This window comes from Roseibium sp. (assembly GCF_965232425.1).
GTDB lineage: Bacteria > Pseudomonadota > Alphaproteobacteria > Rhizobiales > Stappiaceae > Roseibium.
The window spans coordinates 4,401,035-4,416,007 of sequence record NZ_OZ246971.1 but is presented as its reverse complement, the minus strand read 5'-3'; the positions used below and the strand labels follow the sequence as shown (position 1 = coordinate 4,416,007).

The following is a 14,973-nucleotide window of genomic DNA, read 5'->3' as shown; positions in this document are numbered from 1 at the left end:
ATCGGCCCATGAACACATACCACCCTTGCCCACCGACCTCATACTACTTGATTATAGTTCGCCGAAAGATGGTGATCATCGCTACACCGTGGCAAGCAATGATTTTCGCCATTTTGTTCCGAGCGGAACACCACTGCCCGATCGATACATTTTGCCTTGGACATCCAGCCCGGATCGGACAACTCTGAACGAACAACGACGCGCAGCGTTACGGACTTGCAGGATGCACAGTGAAGAATTTTTCGGAAATGAGGATCAGCGGGCCGTTCTGAAACGCGGGCGCGGGATGGCCGAGTTGCTCGCGAAGGATCCCAGGTACAGCTACTACGGCCGCACGGTCGGGCTTGTGACGCCGCATGACGGCGACATTGACAAGCTTGCCGCACTTGCAAAGGTTCAGGGCAACTCGAATTACGCGGCCGTTCCCCTTGCGGATACGCACGCGGTCGAGACCGCGTTGCAAGAACGCGGGCTCGTTCCGATGCACTACGCAAAGTGGGAAGGCGCCTCACCCGTCTTGAGCGCAGCGCGGGATGTGCTGAACGCCTTTTCCCTGCCCGATGGTCTTCGTCTCGTGAAAGTCGATGCATCGACGTCCGATCCTGTCATGGCGTCAATGGCCGAACTTGCACTCGGTTGCGGTGTTCTGCCGCCAAGTGGCGAGGTGCTCCGCGGTCTCCTGAGGCCTGCAATCTGCCTGATGGCGCTTGACCGGGAAGAGAAGGCCGTATCCTGCGCAGCGTCTTGCGCCTTTGCGCATGAAGATCATCCGACGCTTGCACATCAGGCCTGGTGGGGAATGCTCGCAACGGACCCGACGCGTCGCGGCCGTCATCTTTCGCTGATCCTCGGGGCACATGCGGTTCTCGAAATGCACGAGAAATTCGGCTTCGGCAATTTCATGACCGGTGTGGAACCGGGCAATTCCCCGTCCGAGGCCGTCTGTGCTCGCATGGGCCTCAGCGCAGGCGAATATGCCATCATCGGCTGCGCCGACCCTGAGGCCCTGAGCGGCGGCCGGATGACCAAGTAGAGGTGCCGACCAGCCGTGACGCCCGGGCTTACGCCACCGGGTCGATGACCAGAAGCAAACGGGCTCCCGTACCGGCGGCCGGATCGGGTGAGCGGTGCAGCAGTCCGGTGTGTTCGTCCCCGGGCCAAGCGCCGCCGCGGAACAGTCCGACGGCACCGCGTCTGAGCTGGTCAATGCGCCGGGCATCGTTCTCCGATCCGGCCGGAACATATTCCGTCCCGGCGCCGCGATAGGTGCACAGCAGGCGTGCTGGTACATTGTCGACGTGGAACTTCGGACACATGACTTCGTCGGAAACATCGAAGCGGATCCTGACCTGCAGCACATCAAGTGCCTTGGAAAGGATAAGCGCCAGTGCGCCGACATCGCCCGTCAGCATGTCGCGTTCCGGTGACGGGGGAAGCCGGGTCTGTTCGCAGGCCGCAATTGCGGCCGCCTCGGCAAGTTGAACGGGAACCACCGTGCGCAGCTCCGGCAGTTGCTCCATGGGCAGTGCGTCGATCCAGTCCTGAAAGTCTGGGCTGCAACTGCGTGTCCAGATCGCCGCTGCGACGCCGGCCTTGTTGATGTCCTCAAGGATGTCCGGTTCCCGCCCCATCAGCACATCGCGTGCGAAGACCTGCGGCTGATACCGCGTTTGCGCCAGGCTCATGCCGCTTTCTCCGCCATGCGGTAGACGGGGAACGGATCCGGGAGGTTTTTGAACCGGCTCAGATCGTTGCCCTCCTCTTCGGCGATGAGGCAATCATCGAGTTGGCACTTCAGCGCCGGCCAGTCGATGCCGGCCCCAATAAACACGATCTCCTGACGCCGGTCCCCGAAAGGCTCGATCCAGTGCGACCTTGCATATTCGATCGCGCGTTCGTCCTGCGGCCAGCGGTTCGGCGGCACCGAAGCCCACCAGGTCCCGATCGGAGCGACCCCGGACAGAGCGCCTGCCAGCGAAAACTCCAGAACCCATTCCGGACGGCTGCCGATCCAGAAGTGGCCCTTGGCCCGGATCACACCGGGCAAGGCTCCATTGAGAAATGAGTGGATCTTCTCCGGATTGAACGGCCGCCGCGCCCGATAAACGAAGGAGGCGACTCCGTACTCCTCGGTCTCCGGGACATGGTCGGCAAAGCCATAGAGCTCCTTGGCCCACATCGGATGTTCATGCGCTTTTTCGAAATCGAACAGCCCGGTGTTCAGAATTTCACCCGGCGCGACTTCGCTGAAGTCCGTCTCGAGAATTTTGGCATCCCCGTTCAGGCTGCGGATGATCTTCCGCGCCGCGTCCACCTGACCCGGCGAGGCCGCACTGACCTTGTTGAGAACAACGACGTCGGAGAATTCGATCTGGTCGGTCAGAAGATGAACGAGCGTGCGTTCGTCTTCTTCGCCCAGCGTTTCGCCCCGGTCATGCAGGAAGTCGTGGCTCGAGAAGTCCTTGAGCAGATTGACCGCATCCACGACCGTGACCATGGTATCGAGACGCGCAACATCCGAAAGGCTCTGCCCGTTCTCATCGCGGAAGTCGAAGGTTGCGGCAACGGGAAGTGGTTCGGAGATCCCCGTGGATTCGATCAGCAGGTAGTCGAACTTGCCCTCCTGCGACAACCGGCGAACCTCTTGCAGAAGATCGTCCCGCAAGGTGCAGCAGATGCAGCCGTTCGACATTTCGACAAGCGTTTCGTCCGTGTGGCTCAGCTCCGCCCCGCCGGATCTGACGAGGTCAGCGTCGATATTGACTTCGGACATGTCATTCACGATGACGGCGACCTTGAGATTGTCCCGGTTGTTGAGCACGCGGTTGAGCAAGGTGGTCTTTCCCGCTCCGAGAAATCCGGAGAGAACGGTGACCGGCAAACGGGTATCTGGCATGGAAGCTCCTGGCTCGATATCGGTAATGTAATAACATTACCGGACAACATAGCCAGATTTCGATCTCTTACAAGCCTCCTTTGCCGGGCGTGGAAAACTGCATGGACGCGCGGTGGAAAAAGCAATGCACGACGTCTGCGACGAAACGCGGCTGGATCGAAGGTCCCGAATGCGCCAGTCTGTCAAAGATCCCCGAAAGGGATCGCAATTGGAGCGCATTGCTTGGCGAACGTTTCAAACGACACCAATCTGATCGTTTTCGATGCCGATTGCATCTTCTGCTCCGGCTTTGCACGCTTCATGGCAAAACATGACAGAAAGGCAGGGTTCCGGTTCGTGAGCGCCCGGTCCGGCCTCGGGCGGAGCCTTTATGAAAAGCATGGCCTCGATCCGGACGCGCTCGAGACGAACATCGTCATCTTCAATGGCCGTGCCTACACGAAAATGGCCTCTTTCGCCGCGTCCATGAAAAGCCTTGGCCGGCCATGGTCCTTTCTTGCTGTTGTGAACCTGTTGCCGGATTCCCTGGCGAACTGGGCCTATGACCGGATCGCGCGAAACCGGTATGCCTTCGGCAAAAGGTCCTGCCCTCTTCCGTCGAGCGAATTGAAGGACCGGTTGATTGACTGACGGGACCAAGACGGCTGTCGACATGAGACCATTCGATGATGCGGACAATCCGCCCTGCCTGTTCCAGCGCGCGCTCGGAGCACATTTCGGCGACCTGCCGCGTGCCGTGCGTGATCTTCACACAGTCACGGACAGAAGCACATGGCAGGGACGTGCCAGGGTCACACGCGGAAGATCGGCGATCGGTAACCTGATCTGCCGCCTTGTCGGGTTTCCGCCGGAAGCCGACGACATCCCGGTTTCCGTGACGATCGAACGCCGCGGCGACACGGAATTCTGGTGCCGCGATTTTGGCGGCAAGTCGTTCACCTCCGTCCTGTACCTGCGGGACAATACGGAACGCGGCCATATCACCGAACGCTTCGGTGTCATGGCCTTCGATATCGACCTGCACCTGGTGGATGACCGGCTGGAGTTTCCCGTTACGCACGGCAGGATACTGGGCGTCCCGCTGCCAAAGGCGGTCCTTCCGGTCAGCGAGGCCGGCGAGTTCGAGACAGACGACCGCTTTCATTTCGATGTCCGGGTTTCCTTGCCTGGTATCGGAGACCTGGTGCGCTACCAGGGGCGTCTGAGCCAGGTGGACAGCGCCGATGGCACGCGGGCTTGAGCGACCCCTTTCCGGGCAACAACGCCTCAAGGCGGTGCCAAAAAGCACCTGCACGGAAAATGCAGAAGATCTTCGCACCAGCACCTGAAACAGGACCTATCCATGGAAAGCCCCAATTCTCTACGGGAGGTCTCATGCCGACAGATCCTTCAATGCCGACAAAGTGGCTCAAGCGGGACAGGTTCCGCTTCTTCATTTTTCTGGAAATTGCTGCCGCAGGGTTTCTGGTTGCTTTCACGCTGGCGCATCAACTCGGCTTTGGCAGCAACGAAGAAGACCCGAACATCGCACCGATGATTGTTGCGGCCCTTGCCGGTGCTGGTGGCATTGTCCCCGGTCTGTTGCTGTCCGGCTGGTTCGGACGTCCTGGCCGCGACGGATGGGTCGTCGCGTTGATTGCGGCGGTTTTGTCGCCTGCCATGGCCGGTGCAATCGTCGGCACTTTTCTGTCCCCTCTCGAGGGCACGGTTGTCGGTGCAGTCCTGGCATTGTCCCTGTTTGTGCATGCCAAGTCCTTTGCGGTTTGGCTCGGCTGTTTTCTAGTGATCCATCTGCATTTGCGCTTTCTCCGTCAGCGCGTTTTTCAGGAAGGGAGGCTTGCTCCAGACGTCTTCGAATAAGTAGGCGGCGCAGCATGCCTGCCCGGGCCAGCATCTCCCAATCGCGTCCGGCTTTGGTGCTGCTGCGGATGGCATGTGCCATCTACATTGTCTCTAGAGACAATTTCCCGTTTGACTTCAATGGCTTTTGCAACAATTCTGCATTCTCGACCCAACTTCCTGAATCAGAATGTGAACCGTTTCAACCGGAACTTCAGTCATGTCCGCCGTCTCCCGCCTGTCCGTCAATGTCAACGCCATCGCCATGCTGCGCAACCGGCGGGATCTGCCGTGGCCAAGCGTGACGGGACTTGCAGCGATTGCGATGGAAGCCGGTGCAAAAGGCATCACGGTGCACCCGCGCCCCGACGAGCGGCATATCCGGAAAGGGGACGTTTTCGATCTTGCCGAACTGATCGAGGACAGGTTCCCGAACAAGGAACTGTGCCTGGAAGGCTATCCGTCGGAGGACTTCATGCGCCTGGTGGAAGAAGCCCGGCCGGAACAGGTCCTGTTCGTTCCGGATGATCCGGAGCAGACAACCTCCGATCACGGTTGGGATTTTGCCGGAGATACCGGCCTCCTTGAGACGGCGATCGCAGCCTCGAAGGAATGGGCGATCAGCGTTTCGCTGTTCTGCGACCCGGACCCGGCCACTCCCGAGCACGCCGCGCGCGTCGGCGCTGAACGGATCGAGATATACACCGGCCCGTATGGCGCCTGCTATGACGACAAAACCACGGCGGAGACGGAACTGGAACGCATCGCTCTGACCGCATCAGCCGCCCGCGAATGCGGCCTTGGCGTCAATGCCGGCCACGATCTGACCGTGGACAATATCCCTGCCCTCATCGCCAGGGCGCCCTTCATCCGGGAAATGTCCATCGGACACGGCTTTACCGCCGATGCGCTGATTTACGGATTTGCCGAAAGCGTCAACCGATTCCGCAAGGCGATGGGTGAAATCTGAATGCCCGATACGCTTGAGCGTCAGGTCTCCTTTCTGCTGGAAGCCGACAAGCTGAAGGAAGTCGTCCGGCTCAATCAATTGGCCAGCGGCACCCGACGGGAAGGCACGGCGGAGCACTGCTGGCACGTGATCCTGCAGACGCTGACATTCGCCGATCATGCCCCGGACGGCACCGACATTCACCATGTCGTCAAGCTCCTGACCGTCCATGACCTTGTCGAAATCGATGCAGGCGACCATTGGGTGGACGAGAGCAGCATCTCGGAGGTCAAGGCGCGGGAGAAGGCCGCTGCAGAGCGTCTGTTCGCCTTGCTCCCGGAGCCTCAGGGGACCGAGTTCAAGAAACTCTGGCTCGAATTCGAAGCCAACGAGACCGACGAAGCGCGGTTCGCCAACGCCATGGATGCCCTGCATCCGATGGTTCTGGTGTTCGCATCCGGCATTGACGACCCCACTCATGCACCGATTTCCGCCGCAGACTTGCGCCAAACCAAGGAAGCAAGACTGCGCCCGTTTCCCCGCCTCTGGGACTATGCCCAGAGCCTCCTGGATCAAGCTGCAAAGGCAGGTCATCTGCTGCCTTGATCCGCTCCTCGATTGCCGCTTCACGCGGTCCCGCCTGATAGAGGAAGTCCATAATGTCGTTTGAACTCTGGCTTGTTTTCATCGCCGTTTCCCTGTTGCCTGCCGTCAGCCCCGGTCCTGGAGTGATGCTCGCCATCAGCAACACGCTGCGGTTCGGACGGAATGCGACGCTCGCGTCGGCGACCGGCAATGCCGCGGGTCTCGTCATTATCGGCTACGCGGTGGCCTTCGGCTTCGGCGCGCTGATGGCAACCTCCGCACTGGCCTTCACGGTGCTGAAATTCATTGGCGCGACCTACCTGATCTATCTCGGCCTGAAGATCTGGCGCGACAAGTCGGGCTTTCACGTCACCGACACCAGCCAGGCGATCGGCAAAAGCAGCTGGAAGCTGTTCCTCGAGGCCTTGCTGGTCTCGGTCACCAACCCGAAGGCGATCCTTGTGATCACCGCCCTCTTCCCGCAATTCATGCGCTCCGGCCGGATCGACCTGGTGGAGATCAGCATTCTGTCCTTTACCTACGCAATCCTGTGTTTCGCCAACCATGCCTTCATCGCCTTTGCCGGCGGGCACCTGCGCCGGTTCCTGACGTCGGCGAAGCGCGCCAGATGGGTCCGGCGCATCACGGGCGGACTGTTTGTCGGCTTCGGCTCCGCCCTGGCGACGGCAAGCCGATAGGTCGTCTAATCCGTCCCTAGAAGAAAATCCCGGAAGGCCTCTGCCGCTGGTGACGGCAGACGGTCGCGCAGCAGGCAACGCAGGGAGACATGTCCAAAATCTGCGCCGGGCAGGACGTTAAGCAATCTCCCGGCGTCCAGGTCGTCACGTACGGCGGCTTCTGTGACAAGTGCAAACCCCAGCCCCTTTCGCGCCATGGCGATGGCCGCATCGCGGTTATTGATCTCGATGGCCTTTTCGTAGGCAAGCTCAAACAACCGGCCGCTGTCTGCATCCGCGATATCGATCCTCTCAACGCCATGGGCCTTGAGAAACGGAACACCGATTATCCGCTTGCACTGCGCGTCGCTGCGCATGTCCGGCATGGTGCTGGCAATGGCAACCAGTGGCAGGGTCTCAAAGCCCGGCTCGGTCTTTGCCGGCGTCACATAGGCGGCGCGCACAGCCATGTCGAAGGCACTTCCCTTCAATTCGGACACCTCGTCGTTGGCCTCGATCCTGAACTCGACAGCGCGGTGTTGCCGCTGGAATGAGGCGATGCGCTCCGGCAGCCAGTGCGCCGCCAGTTCGACCGGGAGCGTTATCGCGATTTTCCCGGAAACCGGCCGGTCCTGCGCAACGGTGTCGATCGCTTCGCGTGCAGCCGACAACATGCCGGTCACCGCAGCGTAAAACCCGGACCCCGTCTGCGTCAGTTCCAGCTTGCGTGTCGTGCGGACGGCCAGCGTCACACCGAGTTCTTCTTCAAGGTCGGACAGCGCTTCGGAGACAACCGGAACCGAAAGACCGAGCTGCTCGGCAGCACCGCGAATGGAGCCCGCTTCCGCGATCGCCGCGAAATAGGTCATTCGGCGCAGGGTCTGTGCGGACGGCAAACCACTTTTGTTCGGCATGGTCGAATAGTCTTTTCTGTTTTACTGCACTACCGAATAATGGCGATTGCACCGAGATTGCAAGCATTCTCACAACAAGGATGCACCACATGTTCAAAACCACTTTGACGTCAGCACTTGCCGCGGGGCTTGTCGCGCTCCTGTCCGGCGCAGCCGCCGCCGACGACCTGGACGTCGTCAAGTCATTCTATTCAGACCTCCTGACGACACCGGCCGATGTGACCACGGACCAGGTGCGGTCCGTCGTTTCCGATGACTGGGTATCGGTTCCCACCCCGCGCGGCGGTGCAGGCGCGGAAGGTTTCCACAAGACGCTGAAGGGTTTTGGCGCGATCATTCCCGACCTGAAGTGGGAACCCCAGGAAATCCTGCAGGACGGCAACCGCTACATCGTGCGCGGCAAGGCCACCGGCACGCCGCAAGCTCCGTTCTTCGGGATCGATCCGGCCACGGGAAAGAGCTTCGAAATCATGTCGATCGACATCCACACGGTTGAAAACGGCAAGATCGTGAAGTCATACCACGTGGAGGAGTGGGCCACCGCGATCCGGCAGCTGAAAGCCGACTGATCGATGAGATCACCTTGTGGCCGCGCTTGCCGCAGCGCGATCACCACTCCCACGATCATGTGATTTTCAGCTGCGCACCTTGCAATCGAAGGAGGTGCCCTGCGGCCACTCGACCATGGCCTCATCACCCTTGATCCAGAACGTGATGCCGAAATTTCCCTGGTAGCGCGCGCCCGATCCTGTCGGTCCCTCGACAACAATTTCAGTGCTGTCGCCGCGCTCCAGTCGCGCGGACGGCGGCGTTGTCGGGAAATAGGTTGCAACGATCTCGTCTGCCGGGTTGTCATTGCACATGTAGAAGACCGGTTTCTGTCCCTCGATCAGACCGTATTTGGCCGTGATTTCGGCAATCCGGTATTCGTATTCCGACTTGATGCAGTCCAGTTCGTCATCCGCTTTCCAGCACTCGTCGCGGCCCTTGATCCATCCGCGCTGATAGGCCTTGAACTCCTTGAGCGCGCTGTCCTTGTCCGCGAACGTTCCGATCGCCTTGACCGCCTCGCCGTAAACATCGGCCAGCGACCGGTCGAGCTTTGCTAGGTCGTCGTTGGAGCAGATCAGTTCCTCCGCCGAACTCTCCGCCTTTGCGCAATCAAAGGCCGGATCGGCAGCAGACGATACGCCCGTAGAGAGGACGAGGGCGGCAAGAACGGTTTCCCAGAATGGCAGGCGGTGCATTTGCAAATCTCCTCCGGTTGACCGGCATCATCGCACGTGTGTTCTTGCGGTCAATTGTCAGGATGTCCAGCACCGGAGGACAGGCCCCTCAGGCAACGCCGATGTGCTATCCCCGCGCTGTATAGGTCCGTCCGTGTTTTTCGAGCTCGGCCAGCGCCTGCGGCCATGACGGAATTTCGTCTGCTCCATAGCTCCAGGTGGTTCCCGTCGCAATCCGGGGAAAGGTCATGATCGCCTTCCTGTGCGCGCCGCGATAGAGAAAGCGCTTCATGGCCGTCTCGCTCTCCCAGACCGTCAGCGTGTGATGCACACCCTTGCGCTTGAGCACGTCCGTCAGGACATTGCCTTCGGCTTCCCTGGCCTGGTTATAGCTCGGCATGGCGTGGCGCCAGAACGAGACAACATGGAACCAGCTTTTCAGACGCAGTCCCGTGACGGATACGTGATAGCGAGCCATTTCGAACCTCCGGTTATGAAGGGTTACGCAGCCCCTGAACGGACGGATTGGCGGGAACGCTTCCGGCAGTCGGACCTTTGAAAGAAGCTTCGCCAAGGCACACCGCCTTGCGGCAATTCCGAACAACTTTACAGCGGGAGTTAAGTCCGTTTTTACAATCTGTAGTTTAGGTCGGATGCTGTTTGGAGTATGCGATGTTAGCGCTTGTCAATCCGTGCCACGGCAAGATCGGCCGGATCCATTGGTGGTTGTCTCAGATTGCGATTTTCTGTCTGGCGATCGGCGGTCTGATCGCGACGTTTCATTTTTCGACGGGGGGCGTCGGTCTCGCGGTACTGGTCATCATGATAATGTACATGAACCTGTGCACGTGCCTGAACAGGCTTCGCGATTCCAGCCGGCCGGGTATTCTGTATCTGAGTTTCTTCCTGCCCAGCATCGGAACCGCCCTGATGTTTTACTTTTGCGGCATTGAGAAATCGCCCGGCCGGTTCAGATCCGACAGGTCTCATTTGCCGGAGGACTGCTTTGTCCCCGCGGCGCCGCCGCCTGTCCGGCCCGCGCCGCAACCTCGCGTGCCATCTCCGCCACCGAAAGAATTCGGACGCCGAAACCGCAGCGCCGTCTGAGCAATTGCGTCCACAAGTCAGGGCTTGCGACCGGGGTCAGGCCGCTTCCGCACGTTTCATCTTCTGATGCTCGTCCTCGACAAGACCGATCTTCCAGTAGCCGGAGATATAGGTGTCCTTTTTCGGCACCTTACGGTCGTTGTGAAGATAGTCCCGCAGCGACCGGATGACGGAGCTTTCGCCGGCAATGCAGGTCTGCAACACACCGCTGCGCCAGTCGATCGACTTGACGAACGCCACCTGCGCCGTTGACGGCACATGCGGGTCCTCGTGGATGAGCCAGGTGATGTCGATTCCCTTAGGTGCCTTGATGTCGCGAATGTCTTCTGCGGACGGCACTTCAAAAACGGCCACTCCCCTTGCCTCGTCCGGCATGGCCTCGAGCGTCGCCTCGACAATCGGCATGGCGGAAAGATCAGCCGCCAGAAGGTACCAGTCCGCATAGAACTCGGCGATTTTCGTCTGGCTCGGACCGAAAAATCCAAGATAGGACCCGGGTTTTGCAGCTTGTGCCCAGCGCGTTGCCGGGCCTTCGTCGCCATGTACAACGAAATCGATGTCGAGCTCCAGCTTGTCAGGCCTGTGGGATCGCACGGTGTACGTCCTGACGGGATGCACCTTTTCCTCCGGTCCGTCCGGCGCGAAATACGCCTCGAAGTCCGCGCGGCTTTCTCCATCGCGCGGCAGGACAAGCTTGCAGTTCGCGCCCTCATGCTTGAGCGGAAAACCTTCCAGCTCGGGACCGGCGAATGTCACACGAAGCAGATGCGGGCTGAGCTGACGGGTTGATTGAACGGTCAGGATGCGCGGACGCCGCTTTAGTCGCTTGAGCACGGAAAATCTCCAAACATGAATTTCTTCTTCAAGATTTAATCGACCTTGGACCCGATTTGAAGAGGGGCATTGTTCGCTTGCGTGAAACACAGCGTAACGCGCGGATTTCCCGTAAAAAAAAGCCCGCCGAAAGGCGGGCTGTAAGGAATTGGGAGATAATGGCAAGTTGATATTCGGAACAATCAGTTCCGGATGATCGGCTCTTTCAACTCTTCCGGCTTCTTGTCCTTGATGATTTCCCAGTTGAGCGTCGCATTCTTGATGTGACCTGGAACATCCTGTTCGAAACGTTCCTGAACCTTCATGGAGTTGTTCAGGTAGAGCTTGCCGTCAACGATCGACCAGGCTTCCGGCACCACCGGAACCTTGAAGCCCATGGCCGCACCGAACGCGCAGAAGCCGCCATATTGCGGAGCGAATTTCGCAGGGTCGGCGGCGAACTTGTCGCGGTTCTCGGCGGAAGAGAATTTCCAGGTCACCTCGTCATATTCGAACGTGAATTCATCCGAGCCGGCAACGGGCTTGCCTTCGGTGAAATAGGCGACCGGGTCGGTGCCGCCGATGGCAGCGCCGCCCTTGGTGAAGGTGGTGATTTCGTCGGCGGATGCCGTGAAAGCGGCTGCCGAGAACAGGGCTGTCAGGCCCAGCAGGACGGATTTGGAGGTGTAAAGCGGCATGGACGTCCCCACGAGTGTAAGAGAAGGCATTGCGCGCGGCGCGTTTTCGCACCGTGCTGGTGCAAACATGTGGCTTGACGCGGTAAATGGCCAATAACCTTTGATCACAGAGACGAGCGCAAGGCGCCAGATTTTGTGACTTGACGTCACCTCAGGTTCCCGGCTGACCGGAAAGAGGCGGCGGATCACGCGGTGCGACCAGACCGAGCGCCAGGAAAATCGCCCTGTCGATAGCATCTTGCGGAACGTCGGCATCGGCGAAAACAAACCTGAAATAGACGAAGCCCAGAAGCAGATCGATCCGTATTTCCATATCTGTCTCAAACGGCGTTGCAATAAGGATCTGCCGAAGGGCAAGGCGCTGATCCGCCTCCACAACGTCCAGGACGGCAGAGAATTCCGGGGTCTGCCTATGGGCAAGCAGCGCTCGAAAAACCGCTGCGAAGGGATCTTTCCGGAAAACGACCGCCAGATGCCCGAGATACCGCCTGAGGTCGTCGGCAACGGAACTCCGCAGCGGGGCCACGGGCTCAATCAAAGCGATCCGGTTGCGGACCGCCGCCGCGACCAGCTGATCCTTTGTCCGGTATCGTCTGTAGATGGCCTGTTTGCTGGTTCCGGCCGCCTCGGAGATCGCCGCGATCGTCGCCGCATCGATCCCTTTAGACGCCACTTCGGCAAACGCGACGGCAAGAAGCCGGGCGCTGAGGCGGCTCTCCCTGGGGCGGCCCCGCCCCTGTTGCTGTGCCATGGGGATCCTGAGTTCATGTCCGGCGAATATTTTCGGTTCCAATTGGTACCGTATATAGGTTTTTTTTGCCAGAGCCACGGCATTTTTCGTCCCGCTTGCCGGAAATACGGTCTAGAAGCAGGTCACATGAAATAGGCCGGGCGGCGTGAGGCCGCTGGCGGCCAGCAGTGTCCGGCGCGCGCAGCGCCAGTCAAGACGAGGACCAGATGTCAGTAGATACCGAGACGGTGAAACGTGTCGCGCGCCTTGCGCGCATCAAGGTAAGTGAAGACGATGCCACGCGCATGACGGGCGAGCTCAATGCGATCCTCGGGTTCGTCGAGCAACTCGACGAAGTGAACATCGACGGTGTCGAGCCGATGACCTCGGTTGTCGAGCAGACCATGAAAAAGCGCGTGGACGGCATCACCGACGGCAACAAGGCCGGCGACATCACCCTCAACGCACCGGCCTCGGAAGACAACTTCTTCATGGTGCCTAAAGTCGTCGAATAAGGACCCTGCCCGGATGACGCAGTCCGAACCGGTCATCGCCGTCGAAACCCCCATGTCGAATGACATGGGTGCGATGATCGGTGAACTGAACGAACTGCTTCTGACGCTGTCACCGCCCGAGGCGTGCTATCACATGACGCCTGAAGACATGGCCGGCGCAGCGACAACGGTTTTTGTTGCCCGCGTTGATGGGAACGCAGCCGCCTGCGGTGCGCTTCACCGCCACGGCGGCGGCATCGCCGAGGTCAAGCGCATGTACACCCGTCCCGCCTATCAGGGACATGGTATCGGCAGCAGGATCCTTGAACAGATCGTCACGCTCGCCGAGCGCGAAGGCTACGCCTCGCTTGTCCTGGAAACCGGTGACCGCCACCCTGCCGCGTGGCGCATTTACGAGCGCGCCGGCTTCACCCGCTGCGGCCCGGTCCTGGACTACCCGGACAGCCCCTATTCCGTTTTCTATTCCCGGCCGCTCGCGGCCAGCCAAGAGACACACAAATGACCGACCTGACCAAACTGACCATTGCCGAGGCCCGCGAAGGCCTGAAGAACAAGGACTATTCGTCGCTTGAACTGACCGATGCGTTCCTGTCGAACATCCAAGCGGCCAATGCGCAGCTCAACGCCTATGTTGCGGTAACGCCGGACAAGGCCCGCGACATGGCCAGGGCCTCCGACGAGAAGCTCGCCAGGGGCGAAGGCGGCGCGCTGGAAGGCATTCCGCTCGGCATCAAGGATCTGTTCGCGACGAAGGGCGTGCACACCCAGGCCTGCAGCCACATCCTCGACAGTTTCAAGCCCGCCTACGAATCCACCGTCACCACCAATCTGTGGTCCGACGGCGCGGTCATGTTGGGCAAGCTCAACATGGACGAGTTCGCCATGGGCTCCTCCAACGAGACGTCCTACTACGGCGACGTGATCAACCCGTGGCGCAAGAACGACTCCAACCAGGATCTGGTCCCGGGCGGGTCGTCCGGTGGCTCGGCAACGGCCGTCGCAGCGCGCCTGTGCATGGGCGCAACCGCAACCGACACCGGCGGCTCGATCCGCCAGCCCGCTGCCTTCACCGGCACCGTCGGCATCAAGCCGACCTACGGCCGCTGCTCGCGCTGGGGCATCGTCGCCTTCGCCTCCTCGCTCGATCAGGCCGGACCGATCGCCCACACGGTGCGCGACAGCGCGATCCTTCTGAAGTCCATGGCATCCGTCGACCCGAAGGACACGACCTCCGTCGATATCGAGGTTCCCGACTACGAAGCCGCCATCGGCAAGTCGGTCAAGGGTCTGAAGATCGGCATTCCCGCAGAATATCGCCTGGACGGCATGCCCGCCGAGATCGAGGACCTCTGGCAGAAGGGCATCGCATGGCTGAAGGATTCCGGTGCGGAGATCGTCGAGATTTCCATGCCGCACACCAAATATGCCCTGCCCGCCTATTACATCGTTGCCCCGGCGGAGGCGTCCTCCAACCTTGCCCGCTATGACGGCGTCCGCTACGGCCTGCGCGTGCCGGGCAAGGACATTGTCGAGATGTACGAGAACACCCGTGCGGAAGGCTTCGGAGACGAGGTCAAGCGCCGCGTCCTCATCGGCACCTATGTCCTCTCCGCAGGTTACTACGACGCCTACTACCTGAAGGCCCAGAAGGTGCGCACGCTGATCAAGCGGGACTTCGATCTCGCCTGGCAAAACGGCGTCGACGCGATCCTTACCCCGGCCACGCCGTCCGCTGCCTTTGGTGTCGCGGACCGGGAACTGCATGCCGATCCGGTCAAGATGTATCTGAACGACATTTTCACCGTGACCGTGAACATGGCCGGCCTGCCGGGCATTTCGGTTCCCGCCGGCCTAGACAAGGATGGTCTGCCGCTTGGGCTGCAGCTCATCGGCAAGCCCTTTGATGAGGCGACACTCTTCCAGGTAGGCCAGGTCATCGAGGATGCCGCTGGGTCCTTCGAACCGCAAAAGTGGTGGGGCTGAGCCTATCCGCAAAACTGGCGGCCTTTGCGCCGTACCGGACC

Annotated in this window: 20 protein-coding genes; 12 read left to right on the top strand and 8 right to left on the bottom strand. The window is 60.2% G+C overall.

Features of this window, described 5'->3' with window-relative positions; genetic code table 11:
- The first annotated feature begins 223 nt into the window (after window positions 1-223).
- Window positions 224-1,033 carry a hypothetical protein gene (locus ACO08A_RS20115; protein WP_422037716.1) on the top strand — a complete coding sequence of 270 codons (810 nt, stop codon included), beginning with the start codon at window positions 224-226 and terminating at the stop codon, window positions 1,031-1,033.
- A 28-nt stretch (window positions 1,034-1,061) separates the two neighbouring features.
- On the opposite strand, the gene ACO08A_RS20110 is transcribed toward ACO08A_RS20115, so the two are convergent.
- Both ACO08A_RS20110 and ACO08A_RS20105 read right to left on the bottom strand, forming a co-directional pair.
- Entirely contained in the window at window positions 1,062-1,685 is a 624-nt protein-coding gene (locus tag ACO08A_RS20110; RefSeq protein ID WP_422037715.1) for a DUF1826 domain-containing protein, read from the bottom strand.
- On the bottom strand, window positions 1,682-2,896 hold the full coding sequence (locus ACO08A_RS20105; protein ID WP_422037714.1) for a GTP-binding protein: 1,215 nt from the start codon (window positions 2,894-2,896) through the stop codon (window positions 1,682-1,684). The genes ACO08A_RS20110 and ACO08A_RS20105 overlap by 4 nt, the downstream gene beginning before the upstream one ends.
- A gap of 222 nt (window positions 2,897-3,118) precedes the next feature.
- Between ACO08A_RS20105 and ACO08A_RS20100 the strand changes: the two genes are divergently transcribed.
- From ACO08A_RS20100 to ACO08A_RS20075, 6 genes are all read left to right on the top strand, one after another.
- Window positions 3,119-3,526, top strand: coding sequence for a thiol-disulfide oxidoreductase DCC family protein (locus ACO08A_RS20100; RefSeq protein ID WP_422037713.1), 408 nt, complete (start codon window positions 3,119-3,121; stop codon window positions 3,524-3,526).
- Window positions 3,519-4,136: a DUF4166 domain-containing protein gene (locus ACO08A_RS20095; RefSeq protein ID WP_422037712.1), complete on the top strand. Its 618-nt coding sequence runs from the start codon at window positions 3,519-3,521 to the stop codon at window positions 4,134-4,136. Before ACO08A_RS20100 ends, ACO08A_RS20095 begins: the two co-directional genes overlap by 8 nt.
- A gap of 134 nt (window positions 4,137-4,270) precedes the next feature.
- Complete coding sequence (locus ACO08A_RS20090) at window positions 4,271-4,756, top strand: hypothetical protein (RefSeq protein ID WP_422037711.1); 486 nt, start codon at window positions 4,271-4,273, stop codon at window positions 4,754-4,756.
- Between the two features lie 199 nt (window positions 4,757-4,955).
- Window positions 4,956-5,705: a pyridoxine 5'-phosphate synthase gene (locus ACO08A_RS20085; protein WP_422037710.1), complete on the top strand. Its 750-nt coding sequence runs from the start codon at window positions 4,956-4,958 to the stop codon at window positions 5,703-5,705.
- Window positions 5,706-6,290 (top strand): HD domain-containing protein, encoded by a 585-nt coding sequence (locus ACO08A_RS20080; protein WP_422037709.1) that lies wholly within the window; start codon window positions 5,706-5,708, stop codon window positions 6,288-6,290.
- Between the two features lie 53 nt (window positions 6,291-6,343).
- Window positions 6,344-6,967, top strand: coding sequence for a LysE family translocator (locus tag ACO08A_RS20075; RefSeq protein WP_422037708.1), 624 nt, complete (start codon window positions 6,344-6,346; stop codon window positions 6,965-6,967).
- A gap of 5 nt (window positions 6,968-6,972) precedes the next feature.
- On the opposite strand, the gene ACO08A_RS20070 is transcribed toward ACO08A_RS20075, so the two are convergent.
- Window positions 6,973-7,860 (bottom strand): LysR family transcriptional regulator, encoded by an 888-nt coding sequence (locus tag ACO08A_RS20070; RefSeq protein WP_422037707.1) that lies wholly within the window; start codon window positions 7,858-7,860, stop codon window positions 6,973-6,975.
- An 89-nt stretch (window positions 7,861-7,949) separates the two neighbouring features.
- Between ACO08A_RS20070 and ACO08A_RS20065 the strand changes: the two genes are divergently transcribed.
- A complete protein-coding gene (locus tag ACO08A_RS20065; RefSeq protein WP_422037706.1) occupies window positions 7,950-8,429 on the top strand; it encodes an ester cyclase in 480 nt (159 codons plus the stop codon).
- A 66-nt stretch (window positions 8,430-8,495) separates the two neighbouring features.
- On the opposite strand, the gene ACO08A_RS20060 is transcribed toward ACO08A_RS20065, so the two are convergent.
- Both ACO08A_RS20060 and ACO08A_RS20055 read right to left on the bottom strand, forming a co-directional pair.
- Window positions 8,496-9,107, bottom strand: a complete 612-nt coding sequence (locus ACO08A_RS20060; protein ID WP_422037705.1) for an MliC family protein — start codon at window positions 9,105-9,107, stop codon at window positions 8,496-8,498.
- Between the two features lie 106 nt (window positions 9,108-9,213).
- Window positions 9,214-9,564, bottom strand: a complete 351-nt coding sequence (locus ACO08A_RS20055) for a DUF3291 domain-containing protein (protein WP_422037704.1) — start codon at window positions 9,562-9,564, stop codon at window positions 9,214-9,216.
- A gap of 194 nt (window positions 9,565-9,758) precedes the next feature.
- Between ACO08A_RS20055 and ACO08A_RS20050 the strand changes: the two genes are divergently transcribed.
- Window positions 9,759-10,193 (top strand): DUF805 domain-containing protein, encoded by a 435-nt coding sequence (locus ACO08A_RS20050; RefSeq protein WP_422037703.1) that lies wholly within the window; start codon window positions 9,759-9,761, stop codon window positions 10,191-10,193.
- A gap of 36 nt (window positions 10,194-10,229) precedes the next feature.
- On the opposite strand, the gene ACO08A_RS20045 is transcribed toward ACO08A_RS20050, so the two are convergent.
- The 3 genes from ACO08A_RS20045 to ACO08A_RS20035 form a co-directional block, all read right to left on the bottom strand.
- Window positions 10,230-11,027, bottom strand: coding sequence for a siderophore-interacting protein (locus ACO08A_RS20045; RefSeq protein WP_422037702.1), 798 nt, complete (start codon window positions 11,025-11,027; stop codon window positions 10,230-10,232).
- A gap of 182 nt (window positions 11,028-11,209) precedes the next feature.
- Window positions 11,210-11,704, bottom strand: a complete 495-nt coding sequence (locus ACO08A_RS20040; protein ID WP_421984037.1) for a YHS domain-containing (seleno)protein — start codon at window positions 11,702-11,704, stop codon at window positions 11,210-11,212.
- 151 nt (window positions 11,705-11,855) lie between these two features.
- Window positions 11,856-12,455 (bottom strand): TetR/AcrR family transcriptional regulator, encoded by a 600-nt coding sequence (locus tag ACO08A_RS20035; RefSeq protein ID WP_422037701.1) that lies wholly within the window; start codon window positions 12,453-12,455, stop codon window positions 11,856-11,858.
- A gap of 206 nt (window positions 12,456-12,661) precedes the next feature.
- Here ACO08A_RS20035 and gatC point away from each other — a divergent pair, with 206 nt between their 5' ends.
- The 3 genes from gatC to gatA are packed head-to-tail and all read left to right on the top strand — an operon-like array spanning window position 12,662 to window position 14,932.
- Window positions 12,662-12,949 (top strand): Asp-tRNA(Asn)/Glu-tRNA(Gln) amidotransferase subunit GatC, encoded by a 288-nt coding sequence (gatC, locus tag ACO08A_RS20030; protein ID WP_306142900.1) that lies wholly within the window; start codon window positions 12,662-12,664, stop codon window positions 12,947-12,949.
- Between the two features lie 13 nt (window positions 12,950-12,962).
- Window positions 12,963-13,451: a GNAT family N-acetyltransferase gene (locus ACO08A_RS20025; RefSeq protein WP_422037700.1), complete on the top strand. Its 489-nt coding sequence runs from the start codon at window positions 12,963-12,965 to the stop codon at window positions 13,449-13,451.
- The gene (gene gatA, locus ACO08A_RS20020; RefSeq protein WP_422037699.1) at window positions 13,448-14,932 is read left to right on the top strand and encodes an Asp-tRNA(Asn)/Glu-tRNA(Gln) amidotransferase subunit GatA; all 1,485 of its coding nucleotides are present in this window, start codon (window positions 13,448-13,450) and stop codon (window positions 14,930-14,932) included. The genes ACO08A_RS20025 and gatA overlap by 4 nt, the downstream gene beginning before the upstream one ends.
- Window positions 14,933-14,973 lie beyond the last annotated feature (41 nt).

Bases quoted from the DNA above. Each gene is read 5' to 3' on its own strand.
- ACO08A_RS20115 (WP_422037716.1), top strand. From the start codon at position 224: ATGCACAGTGAAGAATTTTTCGGAAATGAGGATCAGCGGGCCGTTCTG.
- ACO08A_RS20110 (WP_422037715.1), bottom strand. From the start codon at position 1,685: ATGAGCCTGGCGCAAACGCGGTATCAGCCGCAGGTCTTCGCACGCGAT.
- ACO08A_RS20105 (WP_422037714.1), bottom strand. From the start codon at position 2,896: ATGCCAGATACCCGTTTGCCGGTCACCGTTCTCTCCGGATTTCTCGGA.
- ACO08A_RS20090 (WP_422037711.1), top strand. From the start codon at position 4,271: ATGCCGACAGATCCTTCAATGCCGACAAAGTGGCTCAAGCGGGACAGG.
- ACO08A_RS20085 (WP_422037710.1), top strand. From the start codon at position 4,956: ATGTCCGCCGTCTCCCGCCTGTCCGTCAATGTCAACGCCATCGCCATG.
- ACO08A_RS20080 (WP_422037709.1), top strand. From the start codon at position 5,706: ATGCCCGATACGCTTGAGCGTCAGGTCTCCTTTCTGCTGGAAGCCGAC.
- ACO08A_RS20075 (WP_422037708.1), top strand. From the start codon at position 6,344: ATGTCGTTTGAACTCTGGCTTGTTTTCATCGCCGTTTCCCTGTTGCCT.
- ACO08A_RS20070 (WP_422037707.1), bottom strand. From the start codon at position 7,860: ATGCCGAACAAAAGTGGTTTGCCGTCCGCACAGACCCTGCGCCGAATG.
- ACO08A_RS20065 (WP_422037706.1), top strand. From the start codon at position 7,950: ATGTTCAAAACCACTTTGACGTCAGCACTTGCCGCGGGGCTTGTCGCG.
- ACO08A_RS20060 (WP_422037705.1), bottom strand. From the start codon at position 9,107: ATGCACCGCCTGCCATTCTGGGAAACCGTTCTTGCCGCCCTCGTCCTC.
- ACO08A_RS20055 (WP_422037704.1), bottom strand. From the start codon at position 9,564: ATGGCTCGCTATCACGTATCCGTCACGGGACTGCGTCTGAAAAGCTGG.
- ACO08A_RS20050 (WP_422037703.1), top strand. From the start codon at position 9,759: ATGTTAGCGCTTGTCAATCCGTGCCACGGCAAGATCGGCCGGATCCAT.
- ACO08A_RS20040 (WP_421984037.1), bottom strand. From the start codon at position 11,704: ATGCCGCTTTACACCTCCAAATCCGTCCTGCTGGGCCTGACAGCCCTG.
- ACO08A_RS20035 (WP_422037701.1), bottom strand. From the start codon at position 12,455: ATGGCACAGCAACAGGGGCGGGGCCGCCCCAGGGAGAGCCGCCTCAGC.
- gatC (WP_306142900.1), top strand. From the start codon at position 12,662: ATGTCAGTAGATACCGAGACGGTGAAACGTGTCGCGCGCCTTGCGCGC.
- ACO08A_RS20025 (WP_422037700.1), top strand. From the start codon at position 12,963: ATGACGCAGTCCGAACCGGTCATCGCCGTCGAAACCCCCATGTCGAAT.
- gatA (WP_422037699.1), top strand. From the start codon at position 13,448: ATGACCGACCTGACCAAACTGACCATTGCCGAGGCCCGCGAAGGCCTG.